Origin of the sequence: Propionivibrio dicarboxylicus, assembly GCF_900099695.1 — a bacterium.
GTDB lineage: Bacteria > Pseudomonadota > Gammaproteobacteria > Burkholderiales > Rhodocyclaceae > Propionivibrio > Propionivibrio dicarboxylicus.
Genome location: NZ_FNCY01000015.1, coordinates 38,459 through 65,122, shown reverse-complemented (window position 1 = coordinate 65,122; position 26,664 = coordinate 38,459). Strand labels below are relative to the sequence as shown.

Below are 26,664 nucleotides of genomic sequence, written 5' to 3'. Positions count from 1 at the left end.
GCAGCCATTCACCTATTATTTATCGACAGTCCGTAATTCCTCGATTAGCTGCCGAATGATAATTGATGGAATTCCCGGCGCCGAACAACCCCGTCTGGTTTTTCCAATGCCGTACTCATGCACTGATCAAACATATCAATGGCGGTTTGCGCATGTGCTTTGGGGGGGCTGTGCGGAGTAGGTGTCCGAGACTGAAAGGCGGCTTACAGCCCGATTTCCGCCCGATACTGCAGTGCCCGCAAGGTCAGCTTCGGCCGTCACTGCTCCTCGGCCTTAGTGGGCGCTGGTAAATAGCAACTCAGTGACAGCTTCTTGCACGAGATCAGTCCAAGAGCATTGGCCTGCCTAGCACCTGTATTTCGTTGCGGGGTGCTGGTGTAGCTATAGGAACCAACAGGATTGTCTCGGTGTTTTTGTAGCACCTTGGGTTGTTTTTTTGCCCGACTCTGGCAACACGGGGGATGAGGCAGTCATAGTCGTGCTTGGCTCGCCACGCGCAACGCCCATAATCACATGGAAGTCGCAGCGAAAGAGTATGCAGCCTTTACTCTCGGAGGCAAAAAATACGAAAAAGAGCGATGCCGAGTTCTATCCTGAGAGCAGAGGATGTTGAGCCGGAACTACTTCTACAGCGACATACGATCGCATAAAAAACATGTCTGCGTTGTATGAAACTAGCGGCCCGTTGTTTCAGATCGACCTGGAGTAACAAAATGATCGTATCTATGCAAAAAAAGCGCACGCTAACACAGTCGCTTACGTTTACTGCTGCATGTCTTCTGGTTGTTTTTTCGGTGGGGGCCCAAAACTTGGAAATGCTCCGAAAAGAAACGGCATCTCTTTACCAGCAAGGGCAATATGCGCGTGCCGCCGAACGGGCAAAGCAAGCCGTCCGTCTAGCTGAAGATACTCTCGGCCCCGATCACTTAAGCGTCGCCTCCAGTCTCAACGACCTGGCGCTGATGTTGGTCAGCCAGGGGCAGTATGCGCAGGTGGAACCGTTCTACCTGCGTGCCCTGAAAATTTACGAGAGAACGTCGGGGCCTGATATGACATCTGCTGCGACGGTGCGGGCCAATCTCGGCGATCTTTATAAGCTCCAATACCGCAATGAACAGGCAGAACAGCTCTATCAGCAAGCGTTGGATGTATACGAAAGGGCGTACGGACCAGACCACCCGAATACAGCGCAGTTGCTCATCAAAATTACCGGAGTAGCTTTTGAACGTGGACGTCTCATCCAGGCAGAGGCGCTCGCCCAGCGCGCGCTGGCAATCCAGGAAAAGGCGCTGGGTCCGGAAAATCCTGCCTTGGCGGTAAGCTTGAGCAACCTGGCTTTTCTTTATATGAACCAAGCACGCTACTCCCAAGCGGAGCCCCTTCTGAAGCGTGCGCTGGCGATCTGCGAGAAAGCGTTCGGACCCAATCATCCTGATCTTGGCTACATTCTGAACAACCTGGGCGAACTCTACACCGCTCAAGGTGAGTATGCTCGGGCAGAGGCCGTGCAGAAACGATCTCTTGCTTTACGAGAGAAAGCCTTAGGGCAAGAGCACCCCAACGTCGCGGTCAGTCTGGTTAACCTGGCAGGGCCATATCTGGCGCAAGACCAGTACTTACAAGCGGAAAAACTCTTCAGGCGAGCGCTTGCTATCATCGAAAAGTCGCTCGGCCCAACCCATCCTCACGTTGCATCTGTACTTAACCAACTCGCGCTGGCGCATTACGCGCAAGGGCAACACAACGTGGTTGAAGCATTGCTCAAGCGTGCCTTGGAAATCCGCGAACAGGCCCTTGGTGCGAACAATCCCGATTTGGCGACTAGCCTAAATAATCTTGCAGCCCTCTACACCACCGAAAAGAAATACGTACTCGCAGACGAGCTCAGAGAGCGTGCGCGGCGAATACTGAATGACGCGTTGGGCCCCGATCACCCGCGAGTGGCCGAAGTGCTGAGTGATCAGGCTTATCAGTGGGTCGACCAGGGCCGATATGCCGAAGCGGAAGTGCTTTATCGGCAAGCGCTGCTGATCCGCGAAAAGACACTGACCAAGAAAAATTTCGAACTGGGTACAAACCTCTATAACCTTGCTGAGGCCATCGGAAAGCAGGGGCGGTACGAGGAGGCTCTGCCGTTGTTCAGGCAGGCACACGAAGTTCTTGAGGACAGTCTGGGACCGGATCACGCATTGGTAGCGACTAGCCTGCACAAGGAGGCCGATCTCTATCAAGCGCAGGGGGATTACGCCAAGGCTGAGGCCCTCTATCAGCGGTCGCGCCTGGTCGTCGAGAAGATCGTCGGTGAAGACCATCCTGGTCTTGCGCTGAGTCTCAACAACCAAGCCAAGATGTATCGCAAACAAGGCCGTAATGTTGAGGCACTGCTTCTGGCGCGGCGAGCCAGCGCCATTGCCCGGCAACGCATAGCTAATGGCGGTACAGACGACGCGGCTCTGCGTGAAGCGGTGACAAATCGCACTGGGTTCCAGAACCATCTTGCTTTGCTCTCACTCAACCCGAATCAGGAAGAAGTCGATGTCATTGTGGATGAGTCGCTGCAGATTGTTCAGCTCGAACAGATGAGCGGTACCGCCTCTGCCATCGCAAAGATGGCTGCTCGTTTCGCCACAGGCGACGATACGCTGGCCGGTTTGATCAAACGCAAACAAGATGCAGCAGAGCGTCGGGCTAGGCACGAAGCGAAATTGCTGAAGGTGGCCAGCAGGCCTTCCGCACAACGCGTTGTTGCCGACGAGCAACGGATCCGTGGTGAAATCGTCAGCATCAGCCAGGAAATCGAGACTATCAATGCTGAGCTGGCGCTCAGCTTTCCTCAATATCAGGAACTGACACGGCAAGCGCCTCTTGATTTGGGCCGGATACGCTCATTGTTAAAGCACGGGGAGGCATTGCTCGTGTATGCCTTGGGTGAGAAAAATCATCTTTGGGTGGTGAGACAGGACAAGGCCATGTTCTTGCCGCTATCTGCCGACGTCAATGATGTCAGCGCCAAGGTCGCTGCTGCGCGTGCAAACATGATGATCGATGCAAACGGAGCACTGATGCGCCTTGATGCGGGTGTGCTGCACGCGCTTTACCAGGCATTGATGAAGCCGGCTCAACCGCATCTCGATGGTGTCAAGCATCTACTGGTCGTGCCAGTCGGTGCTTTGCAGAGCCTGTCGTTCAGTATGCTGATTGCGACTCCACCGCCAGCGATCAAGACCAGTGCTGACTACCGCAAGATCGATTGGCTGGTCAAACGCTACGCCATCTCGGTATTGCCTTCCGTTGGCTCGCTCCAGGCATTTCGTCAGTTCTCGAAAACCGAAGCCGCCCGAGAGCCGTTCGTCGGATTCGGCGATCCTCTTATTGGCGAAACAGAGGGAGGGGTTCGCGGCAAACGGGGCTCACTGACCATGGCATCCGTCTTCCGCAATCCGGCAACTCAAACTGATGCCACGACGGGCGCAGTACAGGCTGAAATCGCCGATGTCGATGTCATTCGACGTGCGCCACGCCTGCCTGAAACCGCAGATGAACTTCGTGCTATAGGTACAGTACTCAAGGCTGGAGCAGATACGATTTGGCTGCAGCATCAGGCTAGCGAGGCAACGGTTAAGAGGCTGGATTTAAGCCGCTTCCGCACTGTCGTCTTTGCCACCCATGGTGTTATGGCCGGAGAAATCCAGGGCATTGGCGAGCCCGGACTGATCCTAACCCCTCCAGCAAAAGGCAGCGCAATGGACGACGGCTATCTTGCCGCTAGTGAAGTGGCGCAGCTTCGGCTCAATGCAGATTGGGTAGTGCTTTCAGCGTGCAATACCGCGGCGACCGATGGCAGCCCAGGAGCAGAGGGTTTTTCAGGACTGGCCAAGGCGTTCTTTTACTCCGGCGCTCGTTCGCTACTCGTTTCGCACTGGCCAGTTGCTTCAGAAGCCACTGTGCCGCTAACGACCGGCATGTTAAAGGAGTACAACGTTCACCCAGAACAAGGAAAGGCAGAAGCTCACCGCAAGGCGATGCTGGCCCTGATCAACACTCCGAATCGCCCTGAATACGCACATCCAATGTTCTGGGCACCATTCGTAGTCGTTGGGGAAGGTGGAACAGAAATTGAGTAAGAGTGAGGGGGGTGAGTTAAAGTCCATTGACTGCTATCAACGTTTGAGCGTCTGGTAAATGACGCATCGTCGCCGGAATCTGGCCCAAGATCCGGGATCAGCTTAGGCCGATAAGCCGTAACCTGCCAAGCAATTTTCCTGAGCATGATGGTGATGGATTGCAAATGAGAATATATGGCGGTTTTGGTGTGCGAATGACAGGCAATTTTGAAACGCGAATCGGTGGCGGTTTTAGCTCGCGAAAGGCTGTCGGTTTTGATGAGAATACTCAAGTGAGAGCGCCGACCGGTCTCCTGGAGAAATTTAGTCGAATGAGATTTTTCCAATGACGTCATCGCTGTCGCTGCGCCATTTTCTTCTCGCACTGGCTGTTGTCGCTGTATGGGGAACCAATTTCGTCGTCATCAAGATAGCGCTTGGCGATGTGCCGCCTCTGCTCTTTGCTACATTACGTTTCATTTTGGTTTTTTTGCCGGCGGCTGTCGTTTTTCCGCGCCCGTCTGTTTCACTGGGCAATCTGGCCTTGTATGGCATCTTGATTGGAGTGGGGCAATTCGGACTGCTCTACATCGCGATGAATGGCCTGATATCACCGGGCATTGCCTCTCTAGTCATTCAGTCGCAAGTTTTCTTCACGATTGGGTTGGCGGCGTTGCTGGCGGGCGAACGTATCCGGATTTATCAATATCTTTCTCTATTTCTTGCCACCGGTGGTATTGCCCTAATTATTTATCACACGGACGGCACAACGACTGTAGGCGGATTGGGGTTAGTAATTTGTGCGGCGCTTTCGTGGGCCGGTGCAAACATGGCGGCAAAATTCGGGCGACCAGCCAACATGATGGCTTATGTTGTCTGGTCCAGCGCCTTTGCGATACCTCCGCTCATGCTGCTCTCTGTCGTTATCGACGGGCCGGGAGCTATTCAGATTGCCTTCGGGCAGATTAGCGGCAGCTCTTGGCTCGCCGTAGCATGGCAGGCGTGGGGCAATACGCTTTTCGGCTACGTAGCCTGGGGTTGGCTGCTGGCACGTTACCCGATGGCAACGATTACCCCCATGGCCTTGCTCGTGCCCATCTTCGGCATAGGCGCCTCAACGCTGCTGCTTGGCGAATCACTTCCTCCATGGAAACTGGTGGCTGCCAGTTTCGTAATGGCGGGTTTGGCGTTGAATCTTCTTTGGCCACACCTACGAGCATGGCAGCAGTCGAAATGAGGCGTTAATCCACCGCCATACGGATGACCAAGCGAGGAAGCTCCTTGCCTCCGCGCTCGCACGGGCGAACAATCTGCCAAATTGCTCGGGCAAAGCCGACTGTCTAAGCCACGGTAACCTGAAAGGCAGCATCCAGATCGATGCTTACAACGGCACTGCCTTTGTCGAGGTAGCCTCAATACGTTAGCTCCGCTGCCGTTCAAATTGCAGTCCTCGGATGACGGCTCAAGCCGAGCAGTTCGCTGCCAGCCACGACTGCGGACGACCGTTCCACTCAAGAGCCCGTCGCTCAACCTCCAAGGCAATGATGGTTTCTTGTGAGTCGGAGGGGGGCGCCGAATCGGCAAGCTGATATTGGGCGGATTTTTCGGCTGAATGGCTGTTGACTGACCCAGTGCAGCCCGAGTCTGGCCGAGAGCTCAAGGTCAGCAAAGGCCTGACCTGCCGAATAGTCAACAGAAAGTTTCAGGGTTACAGAGCGCATTGGCAGCAATGAGCTCATCGAAAACCGGTCGACCATTCCGAACCTCTGCGCCGCAGTCAAACTCAATCAGTTATGTGCATGCCCCTGCCATCCAGTCGAAAGCATTGCCAAACTACAATTTTCGCTATCTGAAGATGCACGCAATCCAAAGTTCGGCCACGCGCCGAATTCTCCTGGATGTGCGGTTATGTTCTTTGCAAAGCCATGGACTAGGTATTTGTAGTGACATTACCCCACGATATATGACAACATGGAATACTTGCTGCCGATTTATTCAAGTTGGATGCTCTGCATTCCTGTGCGCGAAAAATATATTCTCATGACAAACATTCTCCATTGCCAGTCTCCGGAAAAACACCCTGCCGCTGAAAACAGTACAGATACGAAAACCACCACGGTCGCCCAAGGCAGTTTTGTTATTCGTGAATCTCTCCTCTCCGGCGAAAAGGCCTTGCATGCCAGCATGGCATTCCAGGAAGGCGAAGTGCTTTCCGAAATTGGCTTTCGCAGCTTGGTGATCGCGCCCAATTACCTGTCCGTTCAATTTGGCGAAGCAGAGCACGGCATGCTCTTTCCCGCGCACCTCGAATACATCAACCACAGTTGCTCGCCCAACGTCTTTTTTGACGTTGATGCCCGGCATTTGCGCGCGTTGCGCACCATCGCTCCAGGTGAAGAGTTGTGCTTTTTTTATCCGTCGACAGAATGGTCGATGAATCAGTCATTTCAATGCAATTGTCGTGCTGACAATTGCCTCGGGTTTATCGAGGGAGCCGCTCATTTGGAGGAATCGGTCCTGGAATCATATGAGCTTTCCAACCACATCAAGGCGATGAAGCAACGCAATCGAGCTGCCTGACAGATAACAGGAGGCTTGTCATTCGGGCATTTTTTCTTCAGCTATCAGCGTATCTCAGGCCACACCCGTGGATGACGCTGACCCTGTTGGGCAGTCTCGTTTTCGAGGCGGCACTGGATAGCGCGACCCGTTACAGTTTTCGCATTCTGATCGACGAGGCGATCGTGCCTCGTGATAGTTCAATGCTGATTCTTGTGCTGACGTTACTTGGCGTCGCCACCGTGCTGTTTTCCGCCCTGGCCCTGGTTGCCGACTATCTCTGGGCCAAACTTGGAACCCTGGTCATCAATGATCTGCGCCGGGATCTCTATCGTCATGTGCAGCGTCTGTCCATTGAATTTTTCGGAAAACGTTCTTCCGGCGACGTGCTCAATTGTTTTCTTGCCGACGCCGAAACCGTCGAAAACTGCCTGGTTACGGTCGTTCCCTATGCGCTGACCGGTGTGTTCAGCGTGACATTCGCGACCCTGTTCATGGCGTCCATTCAGCCATGGATGGCCCTTTTGGCGGTTCTTGGCGTAGCAGCGTGCTTCCTCTTGCCAAGAACTGTGCTTTGGCGCGCTCGGCAAGCCTCTCTGGATACCCGCCGCCAATCCGGGCGCTTGTCCGCGACGATTCAGGAAGGGTTGCAAGGGCAATCGGTAATCAAGGCGTTTGGCCTGGAACACGAAGTGTATCGGCGCTTCAATGACGAAACGAATATTCTGATCAAGTTATCGATCCGTTCCAGTTTTCTGTCATATGTCGTTCAGCGCATTCCATCGGTCTCATTTTTCATTCTCGCTTTGATCATTCTCGGCATCAGTTCGGTCCTGGCATTACAAGGGCATCTCAGCAGCGGCGAGATTGTCTCTTTTCAGATCCTGGTGTTGGGGCTGAACACTGCAATTTCCAACCTGACCTGGTTGGCGCCGGTCATGATCGAAGCGACTGCCAGCATGGAAAGGCTCAACGAGATTTTCAGGGAACAACCGACGGTTGCGGAGGCAGAAGTCCCCGTCTGCCTACCGCCATTTCAGCGAGAACTCCGCCTCGACTCGGTGTCGTTTGCTTATCCGCACCGGGCTGCGGATAGCCGCTCTGCCGCACTGCAAGATATCTCCGTGGTTTTCCGGCGAGGCGAGTTCTCGGTGTTGGTCGGCCCCAGCGGTTCCGGGAAAACAACGCTGCTACAACTGCTTCTACGCTTGTATGACCCCAGCCGGGGGCGGATCCTCTTTGACGGAAACGATATTCGCGATGCTTCGATTGATTCGCTTCGCACGCAGTTCGGTCTTGTCTCCCAGGATGTGCTGCTATTTGATCTTTCGTTGCGCGACAACATTCGTATGGGCAAATTGGATGCCACGGATACGGAAATTCTTGAGGCGTTACGCAGCGCCGAAATCCTCGATTTCGTCCTGGCTCTGCCGGCCGGCTTGGATACGCTCGTGGGCGAGCGTGGTGCGCGGTTTTCGGGAGGAGAGCGTCAGCGCCTGATTCTCGCACGAGCCTTGGTTCGTCGCCCGGCAATTCTGATTCTGGACGAAGCTACGTCAGCACTCGACGTTGCTACGGAGGCAGAGTTGCTGGCCACCTTGCGCCGTCTGGCGGAAACACGGCGAATCACGCTGATTGCCGTCACTCATCGCCTCAGCCTGGCCGCACTTGCCGATCATGTTTACGTCCTGAACAACGGTCGTCTGGCCTGCGGCAATTCCGATGACGAAGTACCAAAGTCAGAAAACTGTCATGTCCGATCCAACCTGCATACCGCATCATCCCTCTGAGTTATCGGCGTCTTCGCCGCCGCTTGTCTGGGCGTTCATCCCGTTCTGGATCGAACAGAACAGCCTGGTCGGCGACAGCTACGACACCGCGGATTTCAAGGTCGAACTTGCGCAGACCTTTCAACAGCTCGGTCTGCCCTGGGTCTGGCAACCGATCGTCCATGGCAATCTGGATCGAATCATCGCGCAGGTCGTCGCAAGCGGCAGAAGTCGCCCTGTCGTCGTGTTCAATTTCTGCGACGGAGTTGACGACCCAAACGAGAGCCCCGGCCTCTCGGTCGTCAGCGCACTGGAACGTTCCGGTGTGCCTTTTACGGGCGCCAATGCTGAATTTTTCCGGATTTCCACTTCCAAGATTCGGATGAAACAGCTCTTCCAGGAAGCCGGCGTGCCAACCGCACCGTTCTGCGTGCTCCCAAATGCCGCGCCCCCCGACATGCCGTCCGGGGACTTCGACTGGCCGTTGTTCTGCAAACCTGACGTTTCGGCGGCCAGCTATGGTATTTCGCTCCGTTCCGTGGTGCATTCCCTGTCGGAACTGCTGGCATACCGTGACGAATTGAAGTCCGGACGCTTCGCGAAATATTTTGCGACGGCGACTTTTATTGCCGAACGCTACATTGAGGGCAGGGAGTTTACGTTGTTCGTCGGTGGGGAACACCATCAGCCCGACAGCCTGTGGAGCCTGCCGCCCGTCGAACGCATTTTTCATCCGGACATACCGCCGGCAGAACGTTTCCTGTCTTTCGATCGCTATTGGGGGCATTATCAGGAAGAGTCCGCCCCGCCGGATGGAAAAGCCTTCTACCACTATCAGCCGGCGCCTGCGGCCTTGCATTCGACCCTCGAGACGATCGGAAAACTCGCCTACTGCGCTGTTCGCGGGCATGGTTACGGACGCATCGATATTCGCCAGGATCATCGCAGTGGCCGCCTCCATGTTCTCGAAGTCAATGCGAACTGCGGTTTGTCAGGGGACGATCAGACATCGCTCGGCAATATCCTGCATTTTGCCGGTCTTTCCTTTCCAGACTTGATAGGTACGATCATATCCAAGACAATGTCATCATTCGATCGACCCCAAGCTGGATGAATATCTGATGCGCGAGAGAGTCTGCGTACTGCAACCCCTCTATCCCGAGTCCTCCCAGGACCACGGGATGTACGATCCGCCGCGAGATCTGTCGGCGCTGCTTCCGGACTGCCAGGTCGATCACCTCTTTCTCGACAAGCGATCCGTCCATCGCCAGTTACGTGAAGCCAGTCGTCGGGGGTACGCCATATTTGTCAATCTGTGCGAAGGTTATCTCGACTGGGATATTCCTTCGGTGGATGTCATATGGAGCCTGGAAGCCCTTGAGTTGCCTTACACCGGCCCCAGCTTGCGCGTGTACGACCCGTCAAAGCCGCTAATGAAGTATGTGGCATACACACAAGGAGTGAAGTCGCCTCCTTGCGTCGAGGTGAATACGCCAGACGACTGCGAGGCCGCATTGACGCAGTTGCGTTTCCCGTTGTTCGTCAAACCGGCACACGCCGGAGACAGTCTCGGGATCGATACGAACTCGCGCGTGCAAGACGCCAACGGGTTAAGGGCGCAATGCCAACAAGTGATCGACCGTTTCGGCAGTGCGCTGGTCGAGGAATTCATTCCCGGTCGTGAATTTACCGTTCTGGTCGTCGCCAATCCGAACAAACCGTTCGACCCCACGGTATTAAGGCCGCTTGAATTTGTATTCGAACATCCTGACGCCTTCAAGACCTACGATCTCAAGATTCGGGAACATCATCCGGAGGCCAATGTGCCGCTTCAGGATCAAGAACTCGATCAATCCTTGCGACAAGCCGCCAAGGCTATTTTCGTGGGTTTTTCAGGAGAAGGTTACGCTCGCCTGGATTTTCGGGTTGATGCGCAAGGCTCGGTATTTTTTATCGATATCAATTTTGCTTGCTCGGTGTTTTACGCCGAGGGGCATGAAGGTTCGGCCGACTACATACTGAAAAGTGACGCCCTCACCGCCAGCGGATTCCTGCGACAGATCATCGACGAAGGCAAAGCACGACATCGAAGCCGGCGGCGACGTTGGGTTCGTCGTGGCAACGCGATTTCCGGATATGGCATCTATGCGCGCGAGGCTATCCAACAAGGAGAAACTGTCTTTCGCTTTGAGGAAAGAGCACAACGACTCGTCAGTTTTCCTCATGTTGAACAACACTGGCCGGCCGATCAGATCGAGATATTCCGGCGCTATGCTCTTCCGCTCAATTCACATGTTTCGCTGTTGTGGGATGATCAACCGGAAAACTGGGCGCCACAAAACCATTCGTGTGATCCCAATACGCGCTATTCGGGATTGAATGTTGTCGCCGTACGTGATATCGCGGCGGGAGAAGAGTTGACGCTCGATTACGCCACGATCTGTAACGATGGCATGATTCCATTTGAATGTCAGTGTAATTCTCCGCGCTGCCGCAAGATTATCCGTGGTACCGCTTCGGTTGTTGTCGGAATTCGTTGAGAGTCATGGCCTTGCATATCGTACGCCGCCATTCATTTAGCCCTGGCGATCAACGGCGGCAATAAGTGGGATAGCAGTCCATCAAAAAAACTCCCTCATGAATGATCGCTCTGGCCGCGAAGCCCTGTCGTCGGCCAAAGTGGCCTTGGGTCAGTCTTAAGTGTTGGGCGGCAGTCGCTGGGTCAGTTTAGTCGTCCCGGCGCTTTAAGGTCTGTTTCCGATCCCCGTGAACGCGCACTTTCGACCTCAAGCCGCCGTTCGACACTCCGAACCGGTGCGCCAATTCTTCAGCACAAACAGGCCCTCCTGGAATCGGAAAAATGGAAGCTCGCAGCAGGCGAACACGCTACGCGCAAATGAGCGGCGTCGGATTCGCAACGACTCGCGATGTGTCGGGCGTTCGAGGTGCAATTGGCATCATTCGAAATGATCCTCTGGCTGCCAAGAGTTCGCGCTCGCGAAATTCAAGCGCTGGTCACTACCCGGGTCTTGCTTATCCGATTGAATTGGTTGGGGGAATGGAGTCGGCTCCCGTCAGCCGCCGGGTTGGCCTCATTGCACGATCGCCATCTTGCTGATGCATTGCTCGACGATATGAAGGTATGATTAACATGCACTAATAATCAGAAGCCATAAGAATCGGCAATGGGCAATAAACTTCAACGTGCAATTGACCATGCGGGCCACCGACTGAACTCGGTATCGGGTCTGGTGTTCATGCTGGTTGCGATCTATGCAATTGGTGCCGTCAATATTTTCCAGGCATATCAGGATGCTATTGAGTCGGAGTTCCATGCACTGGAAAACCATGCGCTGGTTGCCGATGCCAAGGTCAGTGGTTTCCTTCGCGGGCTGGATGTCGGGTTGCACGGTTTGGTGGCCGATCAGTCGGTCGTGCCGGTCGCCTCTCTCAGTTTCGTGGCACAACGCCAGCGGGCCTTCCTGAAACAGTTTTCCGAAATCGATACCGTATTTACCGCGGATCGCACGGGCACGATTACCAGCGCGGAAAGCATTCAGGCAGGTGACGACCTGGATGCGCTACGGGGATTCAACGTCGCCGGGCGGGACTACTTTCAATTTCACCGGGATGCCAAGTCCGGGGATGTCAATCGGACTCATATATCGCGGGTCTTCAGCGCAGTCACAGGCAAGCAGACGATCGCAATCTCCCAAGCCATCCGTAACTCGTCCGGGGAGTTTCTCGGCGTTGTGGTTGGAACCCTGGTGCTTCAGTCTCTCGAGCCATTGCTGGTTGACGTACTGGCAAACAAGGAGATCGATGCGGCGGCAATTCATAATCGGGAAGGCGATGTTCTCTTCCGTTTGCCCGATCCGGAAAAGCATATCGGCAAGAATATTGCCAGCGGAGACGCCTTCCAGACCTATCTCAGCTCAGGTAGCAAACTGACACGCTACCTCGGAAACGTGGTGACCGACAATCAGCGACGCATCCTCGTTTTCGGTCGCATTGGCGAAACCGGACTGGATATCGGCATCTCGGCCAAGCATGAATTCATCATCGGCGGAATACGTCCGGGCATTGTCTGGACAATTCTGGTCTGCATTGCCTTTTCCGCCCTGGTCATTGCGCTGCATAAGATTCTTCGGCGTCGCTATACGCAGAGAATTGCGCTGGAAGAGAGCGAGGCGCGGTTTCATTCGCTCTACGACAGCATGACCGAGGGCGTCGCCTTACATCGCCTGATGCGTGACCCTGAAGGGCGCCCGATCGATTATCTGATACTTGACACCAACCCCGCATACGAAGGTCATACAGGCCTGCGAGCGCAGGACGTGATCGGCAAGACGGCGACGCAAGCCTATGGCGGTGTGCCCTTCCTGGCTGAATATGCTCAGGTCGTTACCACCAGGCAAGCGTTGCGGTTTGAAACCTACTTTCCTCCCCTCGACAAGACTTTTTCCATTTCGGTCGTCTCACCCGGGCCGGACCAGTTTGCCACCATTTTCAGCGACATCAGCGAACACGTTCGACTCGAAAAATCCCAGCGAATTGCCTCGGAACGATTCCGGGCCATTATCGAAGCGTCGCCAATTCCGATGGCGCTGAATGATGATGCGCTCGACATCACGTACTTGAATGATGCTTTTACCAAGGCATTTGGCTATACGCTCGACGACATTCCGACGGTCGCCGATTGGTGGCAGAAAGCCTATCCGGATCCCGATTATCGAGCCCGGGTTCAGCAGAAGTGGCTGGCATATGTTGAATCCGTACTGCAGGGGAAAGACAAGGTCGACCCCATCGAAGTCGAGATTACGACCCGCACAAACGACGTTCGAGTCGTCATGGTGGCAGCGACGTCTCTTCCAGAGGGGCTGGATTCAATTCATCTGGTCACGCTGATCGATATCACGGAACGTAAGCATGCCGAAAATGCCCTTGGACGTCACAAGGAAACGCTGGAAGCACAGATAAGACAACGCACCGCCGATTTGCACGAAGCTCAAAGAATTGCCTCGATGGGGAGTTGGCAACTCGATCTGGCGACAAACAATGTCACTTGGTCTGATGAGCTCTATCGGATGTTCAATGCCGATCCCGGCCAGCCGCCGCCGAATTACTCGATTCACAACAGCATATTCACCCCGGAAAGTTGGACCCGGTTGTCCGCAGCGCTGGAAAAGACGGCTCAGACGGGAGAGCCCTACGAACTGGAACTGCAGACACGTCGCGCCGATGGCAGCAACGGTTGGATTCTGGCGCGGGGTGAGCGCACTTGCGATGATGCCGGCAGACCGGTGGGATTACATGGCATCGCGATGGATGTTACCTTGCAGAAGGAGGCGGAGTTCATCCTGAAGGAGGCCAAGGAGGCGGCCGAAGCCGCGAGCCGCGCCAAGAGCACATTCCTCGCCAACATGAGTCACGAGCTGCGTACGCCGCTGAACGGCGTTCTCGGTATGGCACATCTCATCCGGCGGGGCGGACTGACGCCAAAGCAACTCGAACAACTGGATAAACTCGAAGCGTCCGGTACGCATCTGGTCGACGTCATCAATGGCATCCTCGATCTTTCCAAGATAGAAGCGGACAAGGTCACCCTGGAGGAAGTCGGGATAAGTCTGGAAAAAATCACCGGAGACGTCGCCACGATGATGGAGCCTGCGGCGGAGATGAAGGGGCTTCATATCTCTGTCGACAACGAGCCTCGGACGGGTAGCCTGATCGGCGATCCCACCCGGCTGAAACAGGCCTTGCTCAATTACGCCGGTAACGCCATCAAATTTACCGAACAAGGCCAGGTGATCCTGAGAACCCTGACAGCAGAAGAAACGCCAGACACTGTCCTGGTCCGGTTCGAAGTCGAAGATTCGGGAATCGGCATTGATCCTGACGTGGCGAACAGGCTGTTCAATGCTTTCGAACAGGCGGATAGCAGCACGACGCGTCGATATGGCGGCACAGGGCTTGGCCTGGTGATTACCAGGAAACTGGCCGAATTGATGGGGGGCACGGCAGGGTGTGAAAGCAGGCTCGGCCAAGGCAGTACCTTCTGGTTCACCGCCAGACTGCGGAAAGCCGGGACGGCGCATTCCTGACCGGTATGCGGACAGCGTAATGGGACCTGCCGTCGGGAGCGGATGTGTCTGGCGCTGTTGACGTCCGCCTCAGGGGCAGAAGTGCCGCCACATTATTCGCCTGGGGCAAAGGGAAGTGATCTGCCCTTGGGGCGCTGACGGTTGCCAGGGCTGTTTTCATCAGCACGCTCGGACGGCAGAAAGAAAAATGCCGATCATCGACCGGCATGTGCGTGAAAAGCGTAGCTATGCTCAGGTCAGGTCGGTCGCAACCTGGCCCTGACGTCTTAGCTTGAACAGAGACCCCAGGCCGAGCACGACCAGCCAGGCCGGGATCAACTCGACCGAGATGCGAGTACCGTCGTTCATGTACATGATTACCAGGACGGCGGCCATGAAGGCGAGGCAGAGGTAGTTGCCAAACGGACTCCACAGCGCCTTGAACTTGGTGGTCACCCCCTCGGCGGCCTTGACCTTGCGGAATTTGAGGTGCGCCAGGCTGATCATGGCCCAGTTGATGACCAGGGCAGAGACCACCAGCGACATCAGCAGACCAAAGGCCTTGCCCGGGATCAGGTAGTTGATCAGCACGCACAGCAGGGTGGCGGCGGCCGAGATGGTGAGGGCCATCAGGGGGACGCCGCTCTTGGTGGTCTTGAGCAGCGCCGTGGGGGCGTCGCCCTGCTTGGCGAGACCGAACAGCATGCGGCTGTTGCAGTAGACACAGCTGTTGTAGACGGAGAGCGCGGCGGTCAGCACGACCAGGTTCAGCACGTTGGCCACCAGATCGCTGTCCAGGGCATGGAAGATCATCACGAAGGGGCTGCCTCCTTCGACCACCTTGCCCCAGGGGTAGAGCGAGAGCAGTACGGTCAGGGCGCCAATATAGAAGATGAGGATGCGGTAGATCACCTGGTTGGTGGCCTTGGGGATGCTCTTCTCGGGATCGTCAGCTTCCGCTGCGGTGATGCCGACCAGCTCCAGACCGCCGAAGGAAAACATGATAAAGGCCATGGCCATCACTAGGCCGTCCAAGCCGTTGGGGAAGAAGCCGCCCTGAGCCCAGAGGTTGCTTATCGTGGCCTCGGGACCGCCACCGCCGGAGAACAGCAGGTAAGCGCCAAAGCCGATCATGCCGAGGATGGCGATCACCTTGATGATGGCGAACCAGAACTCCATCTCGCCGAACGCCTTGACGTTGGTCAAATTAATCGCGTTGATAATCACGAAGAAGAAGGCCGCCGACATCCAGGTCGGGATCTCGGGCCACCAGTACTGCACGTAGATACCGACCGCAGTCAACTCGGCCATGCTCACCAGCACGTAGAGCACCCAGTAGTTCCAGCCGGAGGCGAAACCCGCCGACTCTCCCCAGTACTTGTGGGCAAAGTGGCTGAAGGAGCCGGCAACCGGCTCTTCCACCGCCATCTCGCCGAGTTGGCGCATGATGAGGAAGGCGATGAAGCCGCCGATGGCGTAGCCGAGCAGCACGGCCGGGCCCGCCATTTTGATGGTGTCGGCGATGCCGAGAAACAGACCGGTACCAATGGCACCGCCCAGTGCGATGAGCTGGATATGGCGGTTTTTCAGGCCGCGTTTCAGCTCTTCGCCGTTTTGTTGAAGATTCATAGGAGTTCGTATTCGTTTCGGTAGGGTTTTGCGCGCGAATTATAAACGAGCTTTTTCGCAAAACGGACCGCTGAACGATTCCATCAATCTGTCGCGTCGATCGCTTGAATCCGCCGTCCAAAGTTCGAGTTCGCCCGATTGAGACGCTGCCGTTCAAAGTCACTTTCGAATGAGCGGCGAATTATCGGTACATTTCCGCCAGCGCCTGGACGGATCGCCAATGACCGCTGAGGCCGAGGATTTGCCTGAGATCCGGCGGTGCGAATTTACACTCGTCGGCCTTAGTGGACATTGGCAGCCCACGGATGAAAGGACCGATATGCCACCGACTGCTGTCACCGGTAGGCTAGATCAACTGGGTAATCTGAAGCGGGCAAAATGCTTCGAGGCGAAGTCACGAAAGGTGACCAGAGCCGGATTGCAACAATCGGACCGCCAGATCATGCAGGTATCAGCCCTCAGTTCGTTACGTCCAATGGGACGGAAAACCACTTTGTCGGTGTAGAGAACGCTTACAGATTCCGGCACAATCGATATGCCGAGTCCGGCACGTACTAGTCCGAGAATGGTGTGCGACTCATCAACATGCTGGACATACTCAGGCACGATGCCGAGTTCGTTCAGCAATCGGGTTATGATCGTGTAAAAGTAATTGCCAGTTTTTGGGGTGTACGTGATGAATGGCTGTCCATGCAGATCTTGCCAACTGATGGTCTGCTTGGCAGCCAATGGATGCTCAATTGGCAAAGCCACGACCATTTTTTCGCTGGCAACCTGTTCTCGCGTTAGATTCCCTCGAATAGGCAATGAGCGCGTGAAGCCCAGGTCGATGGTATTCGCTTCTAGCCCCTGAATCTGCTCAATCGAGACCATCTCCTTGAGAATGATGTCAATATGGGGCAATGCCTTCCGCGCCGATGCGACCACTTGAGGCATCAGGTCTATTCCTATCACCGAAGTAAATCCGACAACGATACGGCCCATTTCGCCATGACCGGCGCGACGCGCCGTACTGGTGGCTCGTTCAGCGAGATGCAAAATTTGGCGAGCATCGGGCAAAAAGACTCGCCCTGCTGCTGTAAGGCTAACACTACGATTGCCACGTTCGAGCAATTGCACGCCAAGAGCATGTTCCAGTAGTTGAATTTGCCGGCTCAATGGTGGCTGAGTCATGCATAAACGTGCCGCCGCTCGGCCAAAATGCAGCTCTTCAGCGACCGCAACGAAGCAGTTCAATTGACTGATATCGAGTGCCATTTAAAAAATGAATCAAAACATACAATTTTTGGCTTAGACCGGTGAAACGGCTTAGATTACCATGCGGCTAAAGACGCAGACCAGACATAGTAACTTAGTCTGCAAGGCTACTATTTATATGCACATATAATTCTTAGGCAAACATATCTAATGTCATCAAGTCTTATCAAATCCGTGACCTGCTTCCAAGTTCGTCTGCCGTTTGATCATGGAGCTCCGGCACCGTTATTTGCCGGAGTGGCACGAACCACTCTTGACAGTGGTTGGATTCGTATTGAACTCGCTGATGGTACGGTTGGTTGGGGTGAATCTTATAGTGCCGACCTTGATGCGTTGTCATCGATCTTTCGCAATCGCGTAGCGCCCCTTGCAGAAGGGCGTGATGCCCTTGATCCAACACTAATGCCGTCGCTTGAGCGAGCACTGCACTTGATGGGACGGTCAGGTCCGGTCATCCATGCACTGAGTGGTCTTGATATCGCTCTTTGGGATATCCGAGGAAAATTGGCAGGGGTTCCCGTGTACGAATTACTCGGGGGAGGCAGGCGTACGACCATTCCAGCGTATGCCTCGTTGCTTCAGTATTACGGGAATACCGATTTCGTTCAGAGAAATGTTTCCCGAGCGCTCAATGATGGCTATCAGGAGATTAAGCTGCATGAAAAAACTGCAAATGCGGTTAATGCAGCACGCTCGGTAATGAGTGCAGAAATGCCACTCATGGTCGATGTCAATTGTGCCTGGACGATCGAGGATGCAATTTCAGTCGTGCGTGAAATGGCTCCCTCAAATCCCTATTGGATCGAGGAACCCACTTGGCCGCCAGAAGACATTCGTACGCTACAGGCTCTTCGAAGCGAGACAGAAGTGCTGATGGCTGCTGGTGAGAATGCAAGCAGTGTCGTCGAACTTTCTAACATGGTTACGTCTCACGCAGTCGACTTTGTGCAGCCGAGTGCTGTGAAGTGTGGAGGATTATCGGCGCTGTGGAAGATCGCAAAGCAATGCGAAAGCTCGTCGGTCAGATTAGCGCCACATTCGTCCTATTTTGGCCCCGGTTTTCTCGCGACGCTTCACGCATTGGCGGCACATCCACAAGAAGTTACAGTCGAACGAATCTATTGCGACCTTGGTTTCGTGCCGTATCGAGATCTAATTCCAATGAAGAACGGAGCATTTCAACTCACGGATTTGCCAGGTCTTGGGGCAGATCCAGAGGAAGATCTGATCCAAGGGAATTTTGTAAAACTCATATAGTTCTGATGGAGCTGACCAAATGCGAGACTTTAATCGGCGTGAAATCTTAAAGGCGGCAACCGCATGCGTGGCTGTAGACTTATTGGGTATCGGGAATCTCGCTCATGCGCAAAGCGCGGGGACAGCAAAAATCATCGTTCCCTATGCTCCTGGCGCAGCAACAGACATGCTGGCTCGCATGATGGCTCAACACTTGCAACAGACACTTGGTGTCGTTCACATTGTTGATAACAAGGGCGGAGCAGGCACGAGAATTGGAACAAAGGCGATTGCTGATGCAACACCAGATGGCATGACGCTAGGTTTTATTGATACTGCTTTCGTAATTAACCCAGCGTTATTCGGAAGTGCGCTTCCGTACGATACGGTCAAGAATTTTGCCCCCTTATCTCTGATGGCTACGGCTCCTTTGGTCTTGAGTGTCCACAGTTCCGTGCCCGCCAATACGCTGAAAGAGTTGATTGACTTGGCCAAAGCAAAGCCAGGAAAGTATAGTTATTGTTCTGCGGGTGTAGCCAGTGCGCCTCATTTGGCAAGTGAGCAACTACGAGCAGCAACAGGCGCAGATGTCATTCATGTCCCGTACAAGGGAGGAAATTCAGCCCTTACAGATTTGGTCGGTGGGCATGTGGCGTTTGGTTTTACGACGGTGCCTTCCATGTTGCAACACATTCGCTCAGGGGCAGTGAGAGCTCTGGCGGTAACTGGTGCAACGCGTTCTGCCCAACTACCCAATGTGCCATCAATGGCGGAGCTCGGACTGCCAAGTGTCGACGCCACCCCGCTATTCGGGTTGATTGCACCGGCACAAGTGCCGAAAACAATTCTAGATAAGATTAGCGGAATTGCGTCAGTAGCGGTGCGCAGTGGGCCATTACAGGGGAAACTCGTTGAGCAAGGTTTTATTCCCGTGGGTAGCACAGCGAGCGAGTTTAAGGCAAAGATCGAGAGTGAAATTGCTAAATGGACGAAGGTTGTGAAAGCAGCTGATATAAAGCCAGAGGCGTGAGTAAGTTGGTGGTCCCGTTATCGGCGGGGAAGTTAATGTGCATTTAATTTTTTTGCGCAGGTTGGACACTCCGGTCATTTTTTCATTGTTTCCGCAAACTTCCCGGTGGGTAGCCATATTTCTTGCGGAATGCCGTGATGAAATGGTTGACATGGGCATAGCCCAATTTGAAGGCCAGGGTTTTTAACGGGACATTGCTCTGCAGGATCGCCTCGTGCGCCTCGTCCAGGCGCTGGCTGGTGATGAAAGCGTAAATCGAGCCACCAAATTCGGCGACGAAATCATCGTTCAATAAGCGTGCGGAACATCCGAACTGGGCCGCCAATTCATTTAAAGTCGGCAGTTTTCCATGCATGTTAATCAACATTTCGTACACCTCCTGGCTACGCTGTTTTGCCCCCCCGTGCTCGCTTTTTTTCACTGATTTCGTGTGCTCCAGCATTGCACTTAGATAGTCCAAGGTCCCGTTAGAACCAGGGGAAACGAACTCGTTATCACCACGACTATCGGCATCTGCGTATACCCCGTTAGCGGTAAGGACGACGCTCAGGAATTGATGAAGAAGGCGGACATCGCAATGTATGCGGCCAAACAGGCTGGCCGCAACCGCTTCAAGTTCTTCGCGCTAGAAAATTAGCTAACCACCCCATCACTCGGTCTGTTGGCGCTCTGAGTCAGGTGTCACGCAAATTACTGTCGTGCCGGATTCACGTAAGCCGCCAATCGACCGACTGCTCAGCATCAGTAAGCTGCCTCCAATTGGCTAATGAGCAAAATGTCGGTTCAGGGTCGGGAGTTAGCGTTCGCGTGAGAGAAAACCGGTCGTTCAGCATCATTTGAGACTGAATGGCAGATAAGCGGCCCATTGCTGCCCGAGTTTCGCCGCAAGGCCAAGGTCGGCCAAGGCCGATTTCCCGAAGTGTATGCTGTGTCAGCTTTCCGATGCGAAGCGGTTATGCGAATGTCGCCGACGCTGATTCCGGGACAGACCGCTGCCGGCCGATTGCCAACCCGTATCGCCGCCAGCGGAAGCCGTCATCCATAATGCATGCGGTTTTTACCACCGGTGGCTTTCCGGCGAGATTCCGAATGCGTACAATCGGTGACGAGTGGGTGGTCACAATCAAGTTGCGGCGATATCGAGATGATCGCTCGGCATTGATGAGCAACCAGCGTTCCAAGTCGCTGGAATAGGCACAGGTTGTTGTTTGCATAATGTGGTGAATCAGCCCGAGACCTCCCTTTTTCGACGGACAACAGCCTGTGATGTAAGCATGCGAGTGCAAGCCAAAGCCAATTTTTTGCCGCCCTTGCTGGCCGCCATGGCGAGCATCCTTGTCACATTGGCCTGCCTGATGGTGTGCTTCGCGATGGTCGGCGTGATGGAAATCGCAAGAGTTCGCGAAGTGCATGATGCGGCAGGGAAAATGCTGGCTGGCATGGTGCGGGATTCGGTGACCTATCTGCGGACTGCCGCGAAAGACCTGGAACCCGATTGCTCGGACAAGACCCTGAGAGCCTTGCGCCGATGGACGCTGGGTTCTTCATACATCGGCGAATTCGGTGTATTTGATGACAACCGCAAACTTGCATGCACGACCACGGACGGGATCTTGTCGGTGCCTGTCGACGCTGGCGCGCCCGACGCCGTGTATGTCCTCCAACGAAGCGGAGAGATCTTCAATCTCTTTCTCAACAGACCTCTGGAAATCAGCGAGCAGGGGCTGAAATCATCGATTACCGTATTGGGTCGTTTCGACGCCGTCATTTCCCCTTTCAGGCTTCGCGAACTCCACGACACCGGCGTTTCCCTGATACGACTACGCTTGCCCAGTCGAGTGCCTTTGATCATGTACAGGGCGCCGCAAATTCCCGATGCCGAGGTTGCTTTCCTGAGTACTGTTCTCCCCGTGGAAGGCAAGCTGTCAGGATGGAATTACGAGATGGGGATCTTCTGGGTTTCAACGGCAGTTCCGGAAACCGCCAACATTCTGCAGAGCGCAATACCTTGGTTGGCTATCACCACGCGTTATCGACTGCTGATCCTTGTCCTGGCCGCAATGTCCTTGGTCCTTGGAGGACTGACATACTTTGCGACCCTGCCGGTGATTCGGAGCCGTCTGTCCTTCAGGGCACATCTGAAACACTTGCTGAGGCCGGAAAACGTCCGCTGCGCCTTCCAACCGGTCGTCAGCCTCAAGACCCGCAAAATCGCCGGGTGTGAAGTGCTCATGAGATTGGCTTATGGAAATCGCGTACTCTTTCCGGATGAATTCATTCCCGAAGTGATTGCGCAGGGACTGACGGCGCAGATGGACCGGGTTGTCGTGATGAGAGCCGCCGAAGATCTGGAGAAGCTTCCGCTACCGGAGCACTTCAAGGTGGCGGTCAACTTCTTTCCCGACACGCTGCAGAGCAGTCAGGCGCGCATGCTCTTGAACACACATTTCGCCGCATATGCAAATCGAGGCGGTCGGGTTTGTGTCGAAGTGACCGAGCAGCAGATATCGCAGGCAATCAAGAGTGAAGTGGAGGCCGTCAAGGGGGATGGCTATCTCATCGCCGTCGACGACTTCGGGACCGGATTCTCGAACCTGTCGAGCGTCAGGTCGATTGCGCCGCACTATCTGAAAATTGACCGTTCGTTCGTGTGGGACATGGAAGACGTCACGGTTCGTTCATCCCTGATTCCGGAAATCATTCAGATCGCTCGTGCGGTGGGCGCCGAAGTGATCGCAGAAGGTATCGAGAATGAAAGGCAGGCCGACCGGCTTGCAGAACTCGGCGTTGAATTCGGTCAAGGCTACTATTTCGGAAAACCGGTATCCCTTGCCGAGTTGAAGGAATGGGTCGACAAGGAATACGGGGACGAGGCCGGTCCCCGGATCTGATTCTGTCTGGCGTCAGGAATCTGGCTGACGACTGCCACTCGGCGGTCAATGGCATGCGCCCTGCCGCCGCTCCTGGGCAGGGTGCAAAGCACTCCGGCGCTTAATCGATACACCCCCCTGGCTATGCAAATGCATGGAAACCAAAGAGAATAATCGCCTGGGGCCGGTATCTGCAGGAAGCGTCCTGGGCAGATTCACCGCATATGAAATGCCGTTCCTCGATTGAATCTCATTGCTCCAGGCCCACAATACTTTCATGAACCTCAAGCAACTCGAATATTTCGTCCGGGTCGCCGAACTCGGCAGCTTCAGCAAGGCGGCGATGGTGCTCAACATCGCGCAGCCGGCCTTGTCGCGCCATGTGCGCCTGCTCGAAACCGACCTGCGCACGACGCTGCTGATCCGCAACGGGCGCGGCGTCATGATGACCGAGGCCGGCAAGCGCCTCTACGACCATGCGGTCGGCATCCTGCAGCTGATGTCGAGCGTACGCGAGGACATCGAGGCCAATCGTGACGTGCCGAGCGGGCGCATCGTCGTCGGCTTGCCGCCGAGTTTCGGCCGCTGGTGCACGCTGCCGCTCGTCGAGGAATTCCGCAAGAACCTGCCGCAGGCGCAGCTCTCGATTGTCGAAGGCCTGTCGGCGCACCTCGCCGAGTGGATCGCCAGCGGTCGCGCCGACCTCGCCATCCTGCTCAATCCCGATCCGAATCCGGCGCTCGACATCCAGCCGGTCATCGACGAATCGATCTGTCTCGTCGGCACGGCCGCGAACATGCATCTCGCCGGTCCGGGCGGTGTCGCCTTCGCCGAACTCGCCCGCCTGCCGCTGATCGTGCCGGCGCGCACTCATGCCATCCGCAAGCTGATCGAGACGCAATCGGCATTGCTCGGCATCCCGCTCGAGGTCGCCTGGGAGATTTCGAGCATCGCCTCGATCCTCAATCTTGTGCAGGCCGGCTACGGCTACGCGCTGCTGCCGCGCTCGGCCGTCGCCGTCAGCGGGCTGTCATCGCATTTCGTGCTAGCGCCGATCGTGGCGCCGACGCTGATCAGCCGGCTGTGCCTCGTCAGTTCTTCGCATAAACAGCCGACACCGCTGATCCGGCATGTGCAGCGCGTGCTCCGCCAACTGATCATCAGTGGCGCCGAGGCGATGGACGCACCCCATAACAAAACGTTATAGCTAGTAGTCGGGCAGGCGCCTAGGCGCTGCCCCGCAATGCCGCCACAATACCGTCATCGAGTTATTCCAAACCTTCGGAGACCGGGATGCAGACGGCAATTCCCTGTTTGTTCATGCGCGGCGGCACGTCGCGCGGCCCCTTTTTTCGCGCGGCCGACCTGCCGGCGGAGGTCGCCACGCGCGACCGTGTGCTGCTCGCCGCGATCGGCTCGCCCGACGCGCGCCAGATCGACGGGCTCGGCGGCGCCCATCCGCTGACCAGCAAGGTCGGCATCGTCGGTCCGAGCGCCGTGCCCGGCGTCGATCTCGATTTCCTTTTCGCGCAGTTGCAACCCGGCAAGGACGTCGTCGATACGACCCCCAATTGCGGCAACATGCTTGCCGCCGTCGTCCCGTTTGCGCTCGAAACCGGCCTCGCGGCGGTGCAGGGCGAGACGACGACGCTGCGCGTGCGCACGATCAATACCGACATGGCCTGCGACATCACCGTCTGCACGCCCGGCGGCCGCGTCGCCTACGAAGGCGAGGCGCGCATCGACGGCGTGCCCGGGACTGCGTCGCCGATCAGCATCAATTTCCTCGATACCGCCGGCTCGGTCTGTTCCGGTCTGTTGCCGACCGGCCGCGTCCGCGATGTCATCGATGGCCTCGAAGTCACCTGCATCGACAACGGTATGCCGATGGTCTTGCTGCGTGCCGCCGACGTCGGCCGGCGCGGCGACGAGAGCGTGACGGCGATGAATGCCGACAGCGAACTCAAGGCCCGCCTCGAACGCCTGCGTCTTGCCGCTGGAGTGGCGATGGGCCTCGGCGATGTCGGGCCGAAGAGTTATCCGAAGATGTGCCTGGTGGCGCCGCCGGCACAGGGCGGCGCGATCGCCACGCGCTGCTTTATCCCGCACGTCTGCCACGATGCCATTGGCGTATTGGCGGCGGTCACCGTCGCCACCGCCTGCGTGCTCGAAGGCTCGATCACGCAAGGCATCGCCGCGGTGTCGCCCGGCCGCGTGCGGCGGTTGTCGGTCGAGCACCCGACCGGCGAGTTCTCGGTCGAACTCGAGACCGACGAAAACGATCCCCAACGCGTCACCCGCGCTGCCCTGCTGCGCACCGCGCGCCTGATCATGCGCGGCGAGGTGATGATTCCGTCATCGATCTGGACCCCAGGAGAATCCGCATGATCATCGATATTCACGGCCACTACACGACGGCGCCGAAAGCGCTCGAAGACTGGCGCAACCGGCAGATCGCCGGTCTCAAGGACGCGAGCGTGGCGCCGAAGGCGGCCGAGCTGGAAATCAGCGACGACGAGCTGCGCGAGAGCATCGAGACCAACCAGCTCGCCAAGATGAAGGAGCGCGGTTCGGACCTGACGATCTTTTCGCCGCGCGCGAGTTTCATGGCGCATCACATCGGCGACTTCAACACGAGTTCGACCTGGGCGGCGATCTGCAACGAGCTGTGCCATCGCGTCGCGCAACTCTTTCCGGATAACTTCATCGGCGCGGCGATGCTGCCGCAGTCACCCGGCGTCGATCCGAAGACCTGCATTCCCGAGCTGGAGAAGTGCGTCAAGGAATACGGCTTCGTCGGCATCAATCTCAACCCCGACCCCTCGGGCGGGCACTGGAAGGAGCCGCCGCTCTCCGACCGTCACTGGTATCCGCTTTACGAGAAGATGGTCGAGCTGGAAATCCCGGCGATGATCCACGTGTCGACGAGCTGCAATGCCTGTTTCCACACGACCGGCGCGCATTATCTCAACGCCGACACGACGGCCTTCATGCAGTGCCTGACCTCGGACCTCTTCAAGGATTTCCCGACGCTGAAGTTCGTCATCCCGCACGGCGGCGGCGCTGCGCCCTACCACTGGGGGCGTTTCCGCGGCCTGGCGCAGGAGCTCAAGAAGCCGCTGCTCAGCGAGCATCTGCTCAACAACATTTTCTTCGACACCTGCGTCTATCACCAGCCGGGCATCGACCTGCTGACCAAGGTGATCCCGGTCGATAACGTGCTCTTCGCCTCGGAGATGATCGGTGCGGTGCGCGGCATCGACCCCGAGACCGGCCACTATTACGACGACACCAAGCGCTACATCGAGGCGACGCCGAACCTCTCGGCGGAGGAGCGCTACAAGATCTACGAGGGCAACGCCCGCCGCGTCTATCCGCGGCTCGACGCGGCGCTCAAGGCGCGGGGGCAATGACATGAGCCTGAACAATCTCGGTATCGTCAAACGCAACATCGTCCGTGCCGACAAGGCCGCCGTCGAACGTCTTGGCCGTCTCGGCGTCGCCACCATCCATGAGGCCATGGGCCGCGTCGGGCTGATGAAGCCCTATATGCGCCCGGTCTATCCCGGTGCGGCCGTCTGCGGCACGGCCGTGACGGTCCTGCTGCAGCCCGGCGACAACTGGATGATGCACGTCGCTGCCGGCGAGTTTCAGGCCGGCGATGTCGCCGTCGCCGCCTGCACGACGGACAGCGACGACGGTTTCTTCGGCGAACTGCTCGCCACCTCCTTCCGCGCCCGCGGCTGCAAGGGCTTGATCATCGACGGCGGCGTGCGTGACGTGAAGGAACTGGCGGCGATGGATTTTCCGGTCTTCTCCAAGGCGATCCATGCCAAGGGCACGGTCAAGGCGACGCTCGGTTCGGTGAACGTGCCGGTCGTCTGCGCCGGCGCGCTGGTCAATCCGGGTGACGTCGTCGTTGCCGATGCCGATGGCGTCGTCATCGTGCCGGCGGCGATCGCCGCGCAAGTGGCCGATGCCGGCGAGGCGCGCGAAGCGGCCGAGGCGGGCAAGCGCGCGCGTTTTGCCGCCGGCGAGCTGGGTCTCGACATCTACAAGATGCGCGAGCCGCTCGAAAAGGCCGGGTTGAAGTACATCGACTGACTCGGCGATTGAAGGACAAGGATC

At 56.3% G+C, this 26,664-nt stretch carries 18 protein-coding genes; 15 read left to right on the top strand and 3 right to left on the bottom strand.

Going from position 1 to position 26,664, the window contains the following annotated elements; translation table 11 throughout:
- Positions 1–713 precede the first annotated feature (713 nt).
- The 7 genes from BLR25_RS15650 (at position 714) to BLR25_RS15615 (ending at position 14,535) form a co-directional block, all read left to right on the top strand.
- Positions 714–4,124, top strand: a complete 3,411-nt coding sequence (locus tag BLR25_RS15650) for a CHAT domain-containing tetratricopeptide repeat protein (protein ID WP_176785933.1) — start codon at positions 714–716, stop codon at positions 4,122–4,124.
- A 325-nt stretch (positions 4,125–4,449) separates the two neighbouring features.
- Positions 4,450–5,340: an EamA family transporter gene (locus tag BLR25_RS15645; RefSeq protein WP_091938834.1), complete on the top strand. Its 891-nt coding sequence runs from the start codon at positions 4,450–4,452 to the stop codon at positions 5,338–5,340.
- Positions 5,341–6,074: 734 nt separating this feature from the next.
- On the top strand, positions 6,075–6,683 hold the full coding sequence (locus BLR25_RS15640; RefSeq protein ID WP_218122773.1) for an SET domain-containing protein: 609 nt from the start codon (positions 6,075–6,077) through the stop codon (positions 6,681–6,683).
- Between the two features lie 71 nt (positions 6,684–6,754).
- Complete coding sequence (locus BLR25_RS15635; protein WP_091938833.1) at positions 6,755–8,452, top strand: ABC transporter ATP-binding protein; 1,698 nt, start codon at positions 6,755–6,757, stop codon at positions 8,450–8,452.
- Entirely contained in the window at positions 8,415–9,545 is a 1,131-nt protein-coding gene (locus BLR25_RS15630) for a D-alanine--D-alanine ligase family protein (RefSeq protein ID WP_176785932.1), read from the top strand. The genes BLR25_RS15635 and BLR25_RS15630 overlap by 38 nt, the downstream gene beginning before the upstream one ends.
- A 67-nt stretch (positions 9,546–9,612) precedes the next feature.
- Positions 9,613–10,971 carry an SET domain-containing protein-lysine N-methyltransferase gene (locus BLR25_RS15625; RefSeq protein ID WP_176785931.1) on the top strand — a complete coding sequence of 453 codons (1,359 nt, stop codon included), beginning with the start codon at positions 9,613–9,615 and terminating at the stop codon, positions 10,969–10,971.
- Positions 10,972–11,616: 645 nt separating this feature from the next.
- Positions 11,617–14,535, top strand: coding sequence for an ATP-binding protein (locus BLR25_RS15615; protein ID WP_091938829.1), 2,919 nt, complete (start codon positions 11,617–11,619; stop codon positions 14,533–14,535).
- Between the two features lie 231 nt (positions 14,536–14,766).
- Here BLR25_RS15615 and BLR25_RS15610 read toward each other — a convergent pair whose 3' ends face one another.
- Positions 14,767–16,143: an amino acid permease gene (locus BLR25_RS15610; protein WP_091938828.1), complete on the bottom strand. Its 1,377-nt coding sequence runs from the start codon at positions 16,141–16,143 to the stop codon at positions 14,767–14,769.
- A gap of 351 nt (positions 16,144–16,494) precedes the next feature.
- Complete coding sequence (locus tag BLR25_RS15605) at positions 16,495–17,400, bottom strand: LysR family transcriptional regulator (protein ID WP_091938827.1); 906 nt, start codon at positions 17,398–17,400, stop codon at positions 16,495–16,497.
- 150 nt (positions 17,401–17,550) lie between these two features.
- Between BLR25_RS15605 and BLR25_RS15600 the strand changes: the two genes are divergently transcribed.
- Both BLR25_RS15600 and BLR25_RS15595 read left to right on the top strand, forming a co-directional pair.
- On the top strand, positions 17,551–18,657 hold the full coding sequence (locus BLR25_RS15600) for a mandelate racemase/muconate lactonizing enzyme family protein (RefSeq protein WP_091938826.1): 1,107 nt from the start codon (positions 17,551–17,553) through the stop codon (positions 18,655–18,657).
- Between the two features lie 19 nt (positions 18,658–18,676).
- The gene (locus BLR25_RS15595) at positions 18,677–19,666 is read left to right on the top strand and encodes a tripartite tricarboxylate transporter substrate binding protein (RefSeq protein WP_091938825.1); all 990 of its coding nucleotides are present in this window, start codon (positions 18,677–18,679) and stop codon (positions 19,664–19,666) included.
- A gap of 82 nt (positions 19,667–19,748) precedes the next feature.
- Here BLR25_RS15595 and BLR25_RS15590 read toward each other — a convergent pair whose 3' ends face one another.
- On the bottom strand, positions 19,749–20,033 hold the full coding sequence (locus tag BLR25_RS15590) for a helix-turn-helix transcriptional regulator (protein ID WP_176785930.1): 285 nt from the start codon (positions 20,031–20,033) through the stop codon (positions 19,749–19,751).
- An 84-nt stretch (positions 20,034–20,117) separates the two neighbouring features.
- Here BLR25_RS15590 and BLR25_RS21990 point away from each other — a divergent pair, with 84 nt between their 5' ends.
- The 6 genes from BLR25_RS21990 to ligK all read left to right on the top strand — a co-directional run bounded on the left by BLR25_RS21990 (position 20,118) and on the right by ligK (position 26,640).
- Positions 20,118–20,303, top strand: coding sequence for a diguanylate cyclase domain-containing protein (locus BLR25_RS21990; RefSeq protein WP_091938823.1), 186 nt, complete (start codon positions 20,118–20,120; stop codon positions 20,301–20,303).
- 637 nt (positions 20,304–20,940) lie between these two features.
- Positions 20,941–22,557: an EAL domain-containing protein gene (locus BLR25_RS15580; protein WP_091938822.1), complete on the top strand. Its 1,617-nt coding sequence runs from the start codon at positions 20,941–20,943 to the stop codon at positions 22,555–22,557.
- Between the two features lie 256 nt (positions 22,558–22,813).
- Positions 22,814–23,743 carry a LysR family transcriptional regulator gene (locus tag BLR25_RS15575; RefSeq protein WP_091938821.1) on the top strand — a complete coding sequence of 310 codons (930 nt, stop codon included), beginning with the start codon at positions 22,814–22,816 and terminating at the stop codon, positions 23,741–23,743.
- An 86-nt stretch (positions 23,744–23,829) separates the two neighbouring features.
- Positions 23,830–24,924, top strand: coding sequence for a 4-oxalomesaconate tautomerase (locus tag BLR25_RS15570; protein ID WP_091938820.1), 1,095 nt, complete (start codon positions 23,830–23,832; stop codon positions 24,922–24,924).
- Entirely contained in the window at positions 24,921–25,949 is a 1,029-nt protein-coding gene (locus BLR25_RS15565) for an amidohydrolase family protein (RefSeq protein WP_091938819.1), read from the top strand. The genes BLR25_RS15570 and BLR25_RS15565 overlap by 4 nt, the downstream gene beginning before the upstream one ends.
- Position 25,950: 1 nt before the next feature.
- A complete protein-coding gene (ligK, locus tag BLR25_RS15560) occupies positions 25,951–26,640 on the top strand; it encodes a 4-carboxy-4-hydroxy-2-oxoadipate aldolase/oxaloacetate decarboxylase (protein ID WP_091938818.1) in 690 nt (229 codons plus the stop codon).
- The last annotated feature ends 24 nt before the right edge of the window (positions 26,641–26,664 follow it).